Below are 11,322 nucleotides of genomic sequence, written 5' to 3'. Positions count from 1 at the left end.
GTACATACACGATCAAGCGTAAAGTCAGATGGCCGCATTGGCAGCCGACGCAGAACATGATCGACCGCGACCCAGAACTCTACGCTGATATCGCCGACGGTATGGAGCCCGGACCTAAGAATGCGCTTGGGTCGCGAGCTCTCTATCTCTTTCTCGGCGACCGGGACACTTATCTCCGCATTCACGGTACGCCACAGCCGAGAAGCATTGGCGGTCGTGCAAGTTCCGGCTGCGTCAGAATGGTCATGGCGCACATAAACGAGCTTTATCCCAACGTCGATATTGGTTCGACGGCTTTCCTCTACTCGGCCGAGGACAGTGTCACTGCGGGAAGCTGAGGCCGTGTACCAAAGCACCATCGGTCAGGGAAAGTGACGGGAGTTTATCCTAGCCGGGGAGCACTTCGGATTATTGAACCCCGCTAGGCCGCCGGCGCGGTACAAATCGGATTTCCGCGAGGGGTTCGGAGCGGCACCAGGGTAACTTCCACGGGACCGTTGTGCAGATACCAGTAGCAGCCGTCTTCCGGCAAAAGGCGCGCGGACTGAAGATCCTGACCCGTTGCGGCCATAGCGACGACTGCCTCCGGCAGTGGTCTGTTTTGTGCAGTGTCGGGCCTGCCAGGAATAGAAGCGGAACACGCTCCCAACAAAAACGCTGCTGGGAGAAGTAAGCCAAGATGAATTCGCATATTTAAAATTTCCGCCCTTAGAACAACTTAACCTGAGTACCAACCTCGGCTAATCCAAACAACTCTTCGATATGTTCGTTGTAGAGGCCGATGCAGCCGTTCGACGATTGTCGACCGATCTTGCGCGTGTCACCTGTGCCGTGAACGCGGTAGTACTGCCATGACAGATAAAGGGCGTGTGTTCCAAGGGGATTGTCGGGGCCAGGGCCAACGAAATCCGGCCATTCGGGATTGCGCTCCTTCATCGACGGCGTAGGTCGCCAGCTCGGGCCATCCACCTTGCGAACGATTTCGGTGTAACCGCGCCGCGTCAACTCCTCCGTAAGAGGGACGCTGGAGGGGTAAAGCTTGTAGACGTTTTCGTCTTCCGACCAGAACTGCACCGCGCGGGAGTCAATGTCGCAGAGAATCGCGCCATTCCGCAGGTTGTCAAAATGATCTTGCCAGGACGCAACCCTAAACCCGGAAATATTGCTTCGCACCGCCGGTGTCGCCAGACCCTCGTTTGTCTGTGCCACTCCCCTGCCGGTTCCGAGAACCAAGCCGCTTGCGGCGGCCCCCAGGAGCGCAGCCCTGCGCGTGACTGACATGTCGTTCGCTCGTTTCATCATGAAAACCTCAAATTTTATCTGTTTGGACTATTCTCGGACCTCCACCCACTAGAGCTTCAACAGGCTGCCACTCACAAAGCCGTGAGATCAGCTGTCCTTATGCTGTCAGAGAAACCTGCGGGTTGTGCGGAGGTAGCCTCGGTATGGGTCCCCGTAGCGATCAATCAACCAGCGCTCTTCAGCGAAGGGCGCGAGTGCCAATGCAGTAACGCCGGTGATAATCACTGGCCACGCGAGGATCGAGGCGGAGAGCAGTCCGATCCCGATGAGGATCGCCATGTCAGCCACATACTGAGGATTGCGGGAGAACCGGTAAAGGCCACGGGTCCGCAGAACGCCTTCATCACCACTCGTCGCCGCCATCCCAAGTTGCATCACACCGGACCAGACAACGGCATTGCCCAGAACGATCAGACAAAGCCCTAAACCCCAACGTATGATCCATGGGAAGTCGAGCTCACCCCATTCTAGCAGAGCCAAAACGATGGCAGATCCGAAGCCGACGCACGTAGGTCCCCAGACGACAATCTTGTGGGCTCCTGTAGAGTGAATCGGCGGCCAGACTCGTCGCTCCGGTTGGAACATGGACCAGAGTATACCCGCGACCAGCAACAGATTGGCCGCACAACCCAGCACGAGAACCACGGTTTTGAGGTCACCCATGACCATACCTGTCTGCGTCCCGATGTTTGGTCGCTGAGCGTTCAAACTCCAGCGTTGAGTGGTCGATCCCGAATTCCTCGTCGAGGCGGGTCTTGATTGCCGTCTTGATGTTTTCGAGGTCATCCCAGCGGTCCTCGGCGATTACGACGTGGGTATCGAGCGCCGCACGATGCTCCTGCATCTGCCAGAAATGTGCGTGATGAACTTCCTCGACTCCGTCCACGTCCTCCACGGCCGCGATAACCTTATCCGTGTCGATATCGGGCGGGCTTCCCAACATCAGGGTGCGGATCGGGCCACCGATCTCGCTGAAGGCGAGCCAGAGGATATAGGCGGCAATCCCGATGGTGATCGCCGGATCAACCCAGCGGACATCGTAGAGAAGGATGAGAACGCCACCGACGATCACGGCCACAGACGCCAGCGCATCGCTGAGGTTGTGGAGGAACAGCGCCCGGATGTTCACGCTGCCTTTCTGCATCGAATAGGTCAGCCACGCGGTGAGGGTATCGATGAACAGCGCCACACTGCCCAGGATGACCACGGTCCAACCCGCGACTTCGGGCGGATCAACAAACCGCATCGCGCCCTCATAGACCAAATAAAGGCCGATGATGATCAGCGAGGTATAATTGATAAGCGCGGCGACGATCTCGACCCTGCCATATCCGAAGGTCATTTTCGCATCGGCCGGGCGGCGCGCGATCTTGCGCGCGCCGAATGCGATGACGAGCGACGCCATGTCGGAGAAGTTGTGGATGGCATCCGCGATCAGCGCGAGGCTGCCGGATAGTATCCCGCCGACAATCTGCGCGACCGTCAGGAGGCCGTTTGCCCAGATGGCAATGGCAACCCGCCGGTCGCCTTCTTTAGGCTCCATATGGGCATGATCATGCGGCACGAGAAGCCTCCTCATGGCCGTGGTTTGGCCGGCTGAGCCCTGGAACGCTTGGCAAACGACCAGCGCGGATCGCCCTGACGCGGGCATTCATCCAATGGCGAATGAGGTGCCGATAGATCCAGTCGCGCAGGGGGCCAAACGCCTGACGATGGTGCTCATAAAACATGTCAGGATTATCGAATGTTCCAAAATCGCGGGCGATGCCGGTCTTTTGGATATATGTACTCTCCCCCGTCCATCCGACTGGCGGTGCGCTCAAGCAGTCGGTCCCGGCACCGTAGCCGCATAGGGACCGTGTCTCGGGAAACGACCGCTGCAGGGCCAACAGGAAGGGTGTGTCGAGGATGAAGCCCTCAAGATCGACCCATCCTGCCTCGGTCTCGACCTCGATCCATGAGTGGAGGATTTCTGCGGGTGCGATCGGATAGATCAGTTCAGGCACGACGCCCCGTTGCAACGCTTTGTGGATTGTGAAGCCGTGCAAGCGGCATCTTACGCCGACAGCGCGTAGAAGCGCCATCAGCAGCGTTCCCTTCGTGTTGCATTGTCCATACCTGTCGTCGAGTACTTCAGAGGCAGGAATGTCGTCGGCGCGGTTATAGCCAAAGTCGATCTCGTTTCGCACGAAGTCGTAGATTGCACCAATTCGATCATGCAACGGCAAGGTTCCCCACCCCCGGTCGGCGATCAGAGCGGCAAGTGAAGGATGCCTGACATCCAAGAGTGGCGTCGACGAAAGCAGCGGGTCAACAGGGGTCATGAGCGTTTCCTAGAATCAACTATACAAAGATGATAGTTTCTACAGTCACTGTAGCTTCAACCTTTATCTTGTCGCGACGCGAGAGACTATTCTGGTTGGTGATTGTGAACTGCCTTGTGATGCTCGTCATGCGCGTCCCGCAGGATGCCTATGCCGCCCCACGCCGCGATGCCAGCCACCGCGACCCCGACAACGAGGTCGGGCCAGTTGCTGCCCAACCACCAAACGAGACCGCCCGCGATCAGGATGCCGCCGTTCGATGCGAAATCGTTGAGGCTGAAGGTGTTGGCGGCCCGGATGTTCACGTCCGGTTCCTTCAGTCGCCCGAGCAGCCAGATGCAGGCGAGGTTGACGACCGCAGCGATCAGCGACATTGCGATCATCAGAGTTCCGAGCGGTTCGGAACCGCCGACATAGCGCCGCCAAGCGTCAATCAGAATGCCAACCGCAAAGATCAGAAGCAATCCGCCGGATACGTTCGCGGCACCCCGCTTCCACTTCGACGACCGGGACAAGGCCAGAAGGCTGATGCCATAGACGAGGCTGTCGGATGTGTTGTCGAGACCATTGGCGATCAGGGCGCTGGAATCGCCGATAGCTCCCGTGGCGAAGAACCCCGCAGCGATTGCGAGATTGAGACCGAGAACAATCCAGAGCGTCTGGCGCTCTTTTTCATTCTTCCCGCTGAATTCGCTTTCGACCATCGAACTGGCAAACCTTCCGATTTCTAAGGAAGGGGGCAGAAACGCCCTCTTCGGATGAAGCTGTCAAAAAGATATATAGAACCTCTAGCGACTATAGATCCAAAATAGCTTATTTACGTCCCTCTGGGCACCGAAAGAATAATCGCGGCACCGATCAAACAGATGGACGTCCCTATGAAGTCCCATCTGTCAGGTCGCTCGCCCTCGACGAACCACATCCAGAGCATGGAGGCCCCGATGTAGATGCCGCCATAGGCTGCGAAAGCGCGGCCCGCTGCGCTGGTTTCGACCTGCGCCAGCAACCAGCCGAAAAGCGCGAGCGCGATTATGCCGGGTGCGAGCCAGAGCGGTGATGCCCCAAGACGCCACCACGCCCAGATGGCGAAACACCCGCTGATCTCCGCGACAGCAGCCAGCGGATAGGCAATTGCGGCGTTCAAGCCCCAATCTCGTCGTGCTCGGTGAGACATTCCGCATGGTCTCGAAGGACCTCCAGAACCTTGCACTCCGCAACGCTGTCACCGTCGCACTCGGCGACCATGCGTTTCAATTCCTTCTTAAGCGCTTGCAGACGCTTGATCCGCTGTTCGACTTGGTGGAGTTGCCGACGCGCGATCGAATCCGCCTCCGCGCAGGATTGGGACGGGTTGTCCGAGAGGTCCAGCAGCTCCCGGATGGAGTCGAGCGAAAATCCGAGCTGGCGTGAGTGCCGGATGAAAGCCAGCCGGTCGAGGTCCTTTTCAAAGTAACGGCGCTGGCCGCCTGCGGTCCTTCCGGCCTCGTTCATCAAACCGATTTCTTCGTAGTAGCGGATCGTCTGAACCTTGGTTCCGGTTCTCCGCGAGAGTGTTCCAATTGCCAGCATGTGAGATCCTTCAATCTACAAAGACTGTAGCTTACTGAAGAGACAACTCCATTGAAAAGACAAAGGTTTCACTTTGGCGTGACTTCGGACAACAAAAAGTAACTTTTCGCTTGAACCTCTATCTGCTGTAGCTTGTATCCCGCGCACAGACAAACTGAACAGGTGGGTAGCGCAAGCAATGAAGAAGGTCCGGATAGTTCTCTGGTCGGCAGTGGTTGTCGCTGCGGCGGTGTCAGCCACGCTTTGGATGACTGAACGCAATCAGGGACCGTTCGCCGCGCGTGTTGATCCTGAGGCCGAGAGTTTCACTGCGGATTTTGAGCTGACGGACCATACCGGTATGGTGCAGACCGACGAGGATTTCCGAGGGCGCTGGATGCTCGTCTTTTTCGGATTTGCGAACTGCCCCGACGTGTGTCCCATGGGGCTCGCAACCATCGCGCAGGTCATGGACGAGCTCGGCACCCAAGGTTCCGCCGTCCAGCCCCTGTTCATCACGGTCGACCCTGAAAGGGATACGCCAAGCGCTCTGGCCAACTACGTTCCCCAGTTTGGTCAGGGAATCCTTGGGTTGAGCGGACCGCCGGAGCAAATCGAACGCACTGCCGAGACCTTCAAGATCTACTACCAGAAGATTGAGGAAGCCTCGGCGCCCGACGGCTATACGATGGGGCATACGTCGTCCTTCCTTCTCTTCGATCCGGAAGGTGAATTTGTCCGCATCTACGAATACGACGAGGAACCCGGACTGATCGTTACTGATCTTCGCGAAAGGATCGGCGCGTGACAGCTGGCCCAGACGCAACGCCAAGCGCCGCGAGCCCGGTAGCTTTCCTCTTCGCGGCATGGTTCGTCGCCTTGTCCGCGTCGCTCGCCGTGCTCTTCATCGGAGAGGTTCTGGGGCAGACCCCCTGCAATCTGTGCTGGTTCCAGCGTGCCTTCATGTTTCCGCTCGCGATTATCCTCGGGGTGGCGGCGTGGCGCGCCGACCTCTCGATCTGGCGCTATGCCGCGCCGCTCGCGGTTCTGGGTGGTGCCGTCGCCCTTTACCATTCCCTGCTTTACGCAGGGATCGTGCCGGCGCCGATCGTCCCCTGCACGGCGTCCGGGCCATCCTGCACCGATGACGCGATGCTGATCCTTGGCCTGCCAATCCCTCTGCTCTCCCTGCTGACGTTCGGGGCGATCCTTGCCCTTCTCATTCAACTTCGACGGATATCAATATGAACCGACAGACTCTTCTGCTCGCGATACTCACTCTGGTACTGGCCGTTTTCGTGGCTGGTGCCTGGTTCGTATCGCGCCCCGATCCGACCCCGGTGGCGACAGCCGCTCCGCTGGAACAACAGGATCGTCTTGTTCGGTCCTATTCTCCCATACTCGGGCGCGAGGATGCGCCAGTGACCATCGTGGAGTTCTTCGACCCAGCCTGCGAGGCCTGCCGCGCCTTCCATCCCATCGTGAAGCAGATACTGGCGCAATACCCCGACGATGTGCGCGTCGTCATGCGCTACACGCCGTTCCACGGCGATGGGTCCGAGCTGGCAATCAAGGTGCTGGAAGCGGCTCGGTTGCAGGACGTTTTTGTTCCCGTGCTGGAAGCGCTGCTTGAAAATCAGCCCGCTTGGGCCTCTCACGGCGCTCCGGCAGCTGAGCGCATCATGGAGATCGCCGGAGCGGCGGGCTTGGACACAGACGCCGCCGCAAATCAGATCATGTCACCCAGCATCGTCGGCGTCCTCAATCAAGACCGGGCAGACGTCGAAGCTGTCGGAATCCAAGGCACACCGACGTTCTTCGTCAACGGTAAGCCTTTGCCAGAGTTCGGTGCGGAGCAGCTCTTGTCGCTCGTCCAAGCCGAAGTCGAGGCTGCGGCAACAAACTAGAACGAACAGGAGACCCAACGTGTTCAAAACCTTCGCAAAGGCAATCCAGAGCCTGTCTGTCGCTCTTCTGATGGGCTTGCCAATGGCATCCTCAGCGCAGCAGTTGTCAGAGAACGCATCGATTGTGGTCGAGAGCCCCTGGGCGCGCGCGAGCCTTGGAATGTCGCGGCCCGGCGGGGCCTATCTGACCGTTCGGAACGAGGGCAGCGATCAGATCTCCCTTATCGGTCTTCGCGCGGAGATCTCCGGCATGGCTTCGATCCACGAAACCAGAACCAATTCTGACGGCGTCAGCAGCATGGCTCCGGCGGACGATATCGTGATCCCGCCCGGGGGTATGTTCGCCCTTGAACCCGGCGGATATCACGCGATGCTGATGCAACTGCAATCTCCGCTCGTCGAGGGGGAGACCTTTCCGCTGACCCTGCTCTTTTCCGATGGAACGGAGCTTGAAATCACCGTCCCGGTCCTTGGCATCGGCGCACGCGGCCCCGAAGGCTGATCCGGCTAATGATGAGGGTGGCCAAAATCGCAGCGATCGGAGCGGCGGCGGTCTTTGCCGCCCTGTTTGTCGGCTGGTGGCAGGTAGATGGGCCTGGCGCTGACTCCGCGCCGGGCAAGCGGTCTCTACCGCTGACTGCTATGGAATTCAGCCTGACGGATCAGGATGGTCGGGATGTCGGCCCGGAAACCCTCATCGGCGAGCCGAGTCTGGTCTTCTTCGGATTCACCTATTGCCCCGACGTTTGCCCGACGACCCTCTCGGACATTTCCGGATGGCTCGACGAGATTGGGCCGGACGCCGAAGACCTGAATACCGTTTTCATCACCGTAGATCCGGACCGCGACACGGTCGAGACCATGGCCGAGTATGTCTCGTATTTCCATCCGCAGATACAAGGATGGACGGGCTTGCCAGACCAGATCGCGGCCATCGCCGATGGTTTCCGTGTCACCTATGAGAAGGTTGAGGCGGAAAACGGCGAATATACGATGAACCACACGGCGGGTGTTTTCTTGTTCGATGCGACAGGTCGCTTCGTCACCACCATCGACTATCACGAACCACGCGAATTCGCCGTGCCGAAGATAAGGCGCGCGATGCAGAACAGAACCGAGAGGGCAGAATCTTGAAACTGAGACATATCGTTCTGGGAACGACAATGGCCGCGGCAGCGGTCAGCACGATAGCGAGCCGGGCTTTGATCCTGGAGGCGCCGCCCGAGTACATCTTTTCCGAGGCTCCGGAAGCCTTGGACAGTCCGCCCGAACCTCTCGATGGACCAGGCGTCAACGCATCCGGCGAGACGATGCCGAATATGCTTCCGGCCGCTTTTCAGCCGCCTGAGTTTCCCGCACTCGAACGGGCCGAGCCAGATAATCTGATGGCGCTTGTTCAGGCCCTCGCCACGCCGCCTTGGGAGGCGACGGTCGAGGCGGGTGACACATTGGACGTGCTTCTCTCTCTCGCGGACATGGATGCGCAAACACGGACCGAAGTCGCACTGGCACTGACGGTTGAATACGACCTGCGCCGCCTTCGACCGGGCCATCGTCTCAGCGTCGACTTTCGCCCGGACGGAACGCCATCCGTTGTGACGTTGGCTGTCGATGACGGTGTGCGGATCGAAGTCACCCTGGACGACACCATTGCGAGTCGGACGGTAACGCCGAGCGCGTTGACAGTCGAGCGTGCGAGCCAGCTGCTGGTAAACGGGTCGATCTACGCTTCGCTGGATCGAGCAGGCGTCCCGGCCCGTTTTGCCGTCGATCTCGCACAAATCCTCGGGGAAACGGTCGACTTTCGCAGGGATCTTCAAGGCGGAGAGACCCTGAATATCCTTTGGGGTCAGACCGTCCTTCGCGATGGTTCAGAGGTCGGTCAACCGTCAATCTCCTATGCGGCCCTCGATCTGGCCGACGACCGCTTCGAAATCCTCTGGTCAGCCGAAGACAGCGGGCGGGCAACGGTCTATTTGAATGGTGAAATCCTGCGGACGGTCGCGCCGCCGGTGGAAGGCGCACGACTGTCGTCGGTCTTCGGGCAGCGCAAGCATCCGATCTACGGCAATATGCGGATGCACACAGGTGTCGATTATGCCGCCGCTGCGGGGACACCGATTGCAGCGACCGCACCCGGACGGGTCTCCTTCATCGGATGGCGGAGCGGGTATGGCCGGGTGGTCGAGATCGCGCACGGGTCAGACACAATGACCCGCTATGCGCACCTCAGCGCTGTGCCGGAGGGTCTGGCCGTCGGAAACCGCGTGGTCGCGGGCGAAACGATTGGCCAGGTCGGTGAGACAGGCACGGCGACAGCTCCGAACCTTCACTACGAAGTGCGCGTGGACGGCCGACCTATCGATCCGCTCGGGGAGGAATTGCTCGCCTCTGCGGAAAATTTCGACACTGCGGATGCCACTGAAATCCTTGAAGAGACGCGCACACGGTTCGCGACCTTTCTTCGCGAAGACACATGACTGATTTGAAAGGAATTCCGATGAAAAACAGGTTTCAAACCTTGGCCGCTGCGACCCTCATGATTGGTGCCGCGACGGCAGTAACCGCCCAGACCGCTATCCACGTCGGAAAGACGCGCGGCTGCGGTTGTTGCCTTGCCTGGATGGAAAAGCTGTCCGATGCCGGGTTCGCTCCTGAAGGTGAGAATATGGGCGGGGCGTTGATCCGTCTGAAAATGGATCGCGGTATTCCCGTCGATATGTTCTCCTGTCACACGGCGACCGTCGAAGGCTACACCATCGAGGGTCACGTTCCGCCAGCCGATATTACTCGACTGCTTGAAGAACGTCCCGATGCCATAGGCCTGGCCGTGCCCGGCATGCCCATCGGCTCGCCCGGCATGGATTTCGGCGACGATGCCGAAGCCTACGATGTCTTTCTGGTGAAATCCGACGGCTCCACTGAGATCTTTTCGTCCTATCCGGCGAGTTAAAGTGGAGCAAATCACAACACTCTCACCAGTCGCACTGGGCTTTCTAGGCAGCCTGGCCGCCGGTCTCATGACCGCCGTCGGGGCGGCGCCCGTGCTTCTCGGCAAGACCCCGTCACGCAAATGGCGCGATATTTCGCTCGGCTTTGCCGCCGGGGTCATGCTTGCCGCGTCTTTCTTTTCTCTCATCATACCGGCACTCGACGCAGCGGAGGGCCGATACGGGGATGGCGCGATACCGGCGCTGATCGTCTGTGCTGCGATCCTGATGGGCATGGGCGCGGTCGCCATGATGAACGAAATGATCCCGCATGAGCATTTCAGCAGCGGGCGCGAAGGCCCGGAGGCGGTCTCGCTGCGCCGTGTCTGGCTCTTCATCATCGCCATCACGATCCACAATGCGCCGGAGGGTTTGGCCGTCGGCGTTGCGTTCGGAGCTGATGGTTTTACAGGCGGATTTCCCGTCGCTCTCGGGATCGGATTGCAGAATGCGCCTGAAGGGCTGGCTGTTGCAGTCGCCCTACTGGGCGAGCGATACTCGGCGGGCCGTGCGTTCGGCATCGCAGCACTGACCGGACTGGTCGAACCCGTCACCGGTTTCCTGGGTGCTGCGGTAATTGTCGTGGCAGAACCTCTGCTGCCTTGGGGCTTGGCCTTCGCAGCGGGCGCGATGCTTTACGTCATCAGCCACGAGATCATCCCCGAAACCCATCGCAGCGGCCACCAGAAGCAGGCGACGACCGGGCTCGCGATCGGGCTCGTCGTCATGCTGTTCCTCGATGTCTGGTTGGGATGACGCATGGCAATTCGTTCCATTGGCATTTGCACGGCTGTCGCGGCGCTCGCCGCCGATCAGGCATCGAAGGCGTTCGTGCTTGCGAACGCAGAAGCGCTCGCCACCGGCGTCGCTGTATTCCCCGGCTTCAACCTGATCTTCCACCGCAACTACGGCGTGACCTTTGGGTTCTCTCAAAATGTGCCGTGGTGGGTCCTTGCATTGGTCGCCACCGCCGTCGTTCTGTTCCTCGTCGTTTCACTGATCCGGGCAACGCAGGCAGCCGAGGCGGTTGCCTACGGCATGGTGATCGGCGGCGCTCTTGGGAATATCGTCGATCGTCTTCGCTTTGAAGGGGTGACCGATTTTCTGGATTTCTATCTCGGAACGGTGCATTGGCCAGCGTTCAACCTCGCGGATGTCTTCGTGGTCTGCGGCGTCGGGATTTTGCTGATCTTCTCGGGGCGCGAAAAGGTCGCTGCGTCCGAAACCTCAAGATAGATCTCGGTGATTTCA

The 11,322-nt window shown here is 59.4% G+C and carries 18 protein-coding genes; 10 read left to right on the top strand and 8 right to left on the bottom strand.

All coding sequences use genetic code 11. From position 1 onward, the window contains the following. The coding region (locus GLP43_RS15490) for a L,D-transpeptidase (RefSeq protein ID WP_237280043.1) at window positions 1–338 on the top strand (338 nt) is incomplete at its 5' end. Window positions 339–421: 83 nt separating this feature from the next. On the opposite strand, the gene GLP43_RS15485 is transcribed toward GLP43_RS15490, so the two are convergent. The 8 genes from GLP43_RS15485 to GLP43_RS15450 form a co-directional block, all read right to left on the bottom strand. Beyond that, window positions 422–691: a hypothetical protein gene (locus tag GLP43_RS15485; protein WP_237280042.1), complete on the bottom strand. Its 270-nt coding sequence runs from the start codon at window positions 689–691 to the stop codon at window positions 422–424. A gap of 17 nt (window positions 692–708) precedes the next feature. Continuing rightward, the gene (locus GLP43_RS15480) at window positions 709–1,299 is read right to left on the bottom strand and encodes a L,D-transpeptidase (RefSeq protein ID WP_067293148.1); all 591 of its coding nucleotides are present in this window, start codon (window positions 1,297–1,299) and stop codon (window positions 709–711) included. A 108-nt stretch (window positions 1,300–1,407) separates the two neighbouring features. Beyond that, window positions 1,408–1,965, bottom strand: coding sequence for a methyltransferase family protein (locus tag GLP43_RS15475; RefSeq protein ID WP_237280041.1), 558 nt, complete (start codon window positions 1,963–1,965; stop codon window positions 1,408–1,410). Then, on the bottom strand, window positions 1,958–2,866 hold the full coding sequence (locus GLP43_RS15470) for a cation diffusion facilitator family transporter (RefSeq protein ID WP_007121394.1): 909 nt from the start codon (window positions 2,864–2,866) through the stop codon (window positions 1,958–1,960). Before GLP43_RS15470 ends, GLP43_RS15475 begins: the two co-directional genes overlap by 8 nt. Continuing rightward, complete coding sequence (locus GLP43_RS15465; protein WP_024099353.1) at window positions 2,856–3,626, bottom strand: transglutaminase-like domain-containing protein; 771 nt, start codon at window positions 3,624–3,626, stop codon at window positions 2,856–2,858. The genes GLP43_RS15470 and GLP43_RS15465 overlap by 11 nt, the downstream gene beginning before the upstream one ends. Before the next feature lie 86 nt (window positions 3,627–3,712). Beyond that, window positions 3,713–4,330 carry a cation transporter gene (locus GLP43_RS15460; protein WP_024099354.1) on the bottom strand — a complete coding sequence of 206 codons (618 nt, stop codon included), beginning with the start codon at window positions 4,328–4,330 and terminating at the stop codon, window positions 3,713–3,715. A gap of 113 nt (window positions 4,331–4,443) precedes the next feature. Beyond that, window positions 4,444–4,800 (bottom strand): YnfA family protein, encoded by a 357-nt coding sequence (locus tag GLP43_RS15455; RefSeq protein ID WP_208596091.1) that lies wholly within the window; start codon window positions 4,798–4,800, stop codon window positions 4,444–4,446. After that, window positions 4,767–5,195 carry a MerR family transcriptional regulator gene (locus GLP43_RS15450; protein WP_024099356.1) on the bottom strand — a complete coding sequence of 143 codons (429 nt, stop codon included), beginning with the start codon at window positions 5,193–5,195 and terminating at the stop codon, window positions 4,767–4,769. The genes GLP43_RS15455 and GLP43_RS15450 overlap by 34 nt, the downstream gene beginning before the upstream one ends. A 178-nt stretch (window positions 5,196–5,373) precedes the next feature. Here GLP43_RS15450 and GLP43_RS15445 point away from each other — a divergent pair, with 178 nt between their 5' ends. From GLP43_RS15445 to lspA, 9 genes are all read left to right on the top strand, one after another. Then, a complete protein-coding gene (locus GLP43_RS15445; protein WP_443069485.1) occupies window positions 5,374–5,982 on the top strand; it encodes an SCO family protein in 609 nt (202 codons plus the stop codon). Continuing rightward, window positions 5,979–6,422 (top strand): disulfide bond formation protein B, encoded by a 444-nt coding sequence (locus GLP43_RS15440; RefSeq protein WP_237280040.1) that lies wholly within the window; start codon window positions 5,979–5,981, stop codon window positions 6,420–6,422. The genes GLP43_RS15445 and GLP43_RS15440 overlap by 4 nt, the downstream gene beginning before the upstream one ends. Beyond that, window positions 6,419–7,081 carry a DsbA family protein gene (locus GLP43_RS15435; protein WP_047997971.1) on the top strand — a complete coding sequence of 221 codons (663 nt, stop codon included), beginning with the start codon at window positions 6,419–6,421 and terminating at the stop codon, window positions 7,079–7,081. The genes GLP43_RS15440 and GLP43_RS15435 overlap by 4 nt, the downstream gene beginning before the upstream one ends. 70 nt (window positions 7,082–7,151) lie before the next feature. Beyond that, window positions 7,152–7,583 (top strand): copper chaperone PCu(A)C, encoded by a 432-nt coding sequence (locus GLP43_RS15430; protein ID WP_043939878.1) that lies wholly within the window; start codon window positions 7,152–7,154, stop codon window positions 7,581–7,583. Window positions 7,584–7,591: 8 nt separating this feature from the next. Continuing rightward, window positions 7,592–8,215 (top strand): SCO family protein, encoded by a 624-nt coding sequence (locus GLP43_RS15425; RefSeq protein ID WP_237280039.1) that lies wholly within the window; start codon window positions 7,592–7,594, stop codon window positions 8,213–8,215. Next, a complete protein-coding gene (locus GLP43_RS15420; protein ID WP_443069484.1) occupies window positions 8,212–9,561 on the top strand; it encodes a M23 family metallopeptidase in 1,350 nt (449 codons plus the stop codon). Before GLP43_RS15425 ends, GLP43_RS15420 begins: the two co-directional genes overlap by 4 nt. A 20-nt stretch (window positions 9,562–9,581) precedes the next feature. Next, on the top strand, window positions 9,582–10,034 hold the full coding sequence (locus GLP43_RS15415) for a DUF411 domain-containing protein (RefSeq protein WP_007120870.1): 453 nt from the start codon (window positions 9,582–9,584) through the stop codon (window positions 10,032–10,034). A gap of 10 nt (window positions 10,035–10,044) precedes the next feature. Then, on the top strand, window positions 10,045–10,827 hold the full coding sequence (locus GLP43_RS15410; RefSeq protein WP_237280046.1) for a ZIP family metal transporter: 783 nt from the start codon (window positions 10,045–10,047) through the stop codon (window positions 10,825–10,827). 3 nt (window positions 10,828–10,830) lie between these two features. Continuing rightward, window positions 10,831–11,307, top strand: coding sequence for a signal peptidase II (lspA, locus tag GLP43_RS15405; RefSeq protein WP_237280037.1), 477 nt, complete (start codon window positions 10,831–10,833; stop codon window positions 11,305–11,307). The last annotated feature ends 15 nt before the right edge of the window (window positions 11,308–11,322 follow it).

Source organism: Sulfitobacter sp. M39, from assembly GCF_021735935.1.
Lineage (GTDB): Bacteria > Pseudomonadota > Alphaproteobacteria > Rhodobacterales > Rhodobacteraceae > Sulfitobacter.
The sequence above is the reverse complement of the archived record's forward strand: the minus strand, read 5'-3'. Positions and strand labels throughout refer to the sequence as shown.

What these genes read in the sequence shown, in the direction of transcription:
- GLP43_RS15460 (WP_024099354.1), bottom strand. Translation starts at nt 4,330, where the DNA reads ATGGTCGAAAGCGAATTCAGCGGGAAGAATGAAAAAGAGCGCCAGACG.
- lspA (WP_237280037.1), top strand. Translation starts at nt 10,831, where the DNA reads ATGGCAATTCGTTCCATTGGCATTTGCACGGCTGTCGCGGCGCTCGCC.
- GLP43_RS15465 (WP_024099353.1), bottom strand. Translation starts at nt 3,626, where the DNA reads ATGACCCCTGTTGACCCGCTGCTTTCGTCGACGCCACTCTTGGATGTC.
- GLP43_RS15415 (WP_007120870.1), top strand. Translation starts at nt 9,582, where the DNA reads ATGAAAAACAGGTTTCAAACCTTGGCCGCTGCGACCCTCATGATTGGT.
- GLP43_RS15485 (WP_237280042.1), bottom strand. Translation starts at nt 691, where the DNA reads ATGCGAATTCATCTTGGCTTACTTCTCCCAGCAGCGTTTTTGTTGGGA.
- GLP43_RS15480 (WP_067293148.1), bottom strand. Translation starts at nt 1,299, where the DNA reads ATGAAACGAGCGAACGACATGTCAGTCACGCGCAGGGCTGCGCTCCTG.
- GLP43_RS15435 (WP_047997971.1), top strand. Translation starts at nt 6,419, where the DNA reads ATGAACCGACAGACTCTTCTGCTCGCGATACTCACTCTGGTACTGGCC.
- GLP43_RS15425 (WP_237280039.1), top strand. Translation starts at nt 7,592, where the DNA reads ATGATGAGGGTGGCCAAAATCGCAGCGATCGGAGCGGCGGCGGTCTTT.
- GLP43_RS15430 (WP_043939878.1), top strand. Translation starts at nt 7,152, where the DNA reads ATGGGCTTGCCAATGGCATCCTCAGCGCAGCAGTTGTCAGAGAACGCA.
- GLP43_RS15445 (WP_443069485.1), top strand. Translation starts at nt 5,374, where the DNA reads ATGAAGAAGGTCCGGATAGTTCTCTGGTCGGCAGTGGTTGTCGCTGCG.
- GLP43_RS15455 (WP_208596091.1), bottom strand. Translation starts at nt 4,800, where the DNA reads ATGTCTCACCGAGCACGACGAGATTGGGGCTTGAACGCCGCAATTGCC.
- GLP43_RS15475 (WP_237280041.1), bottom strand. Translation starts at nt 1,965, where the DNA reads ATGGGTGACCTCAAAACCGTGGTTCTCGTGCTGGGTTGTGCGGCCAAT.
- GLP43_RS15450 (WP_024099356.1), bottom strand. Translation starts at nt 5,195, where the DNA reads ATGCTGGCAATTGGAACACTCTCGCGGAGAACCGGAACCAAGGTTCAG.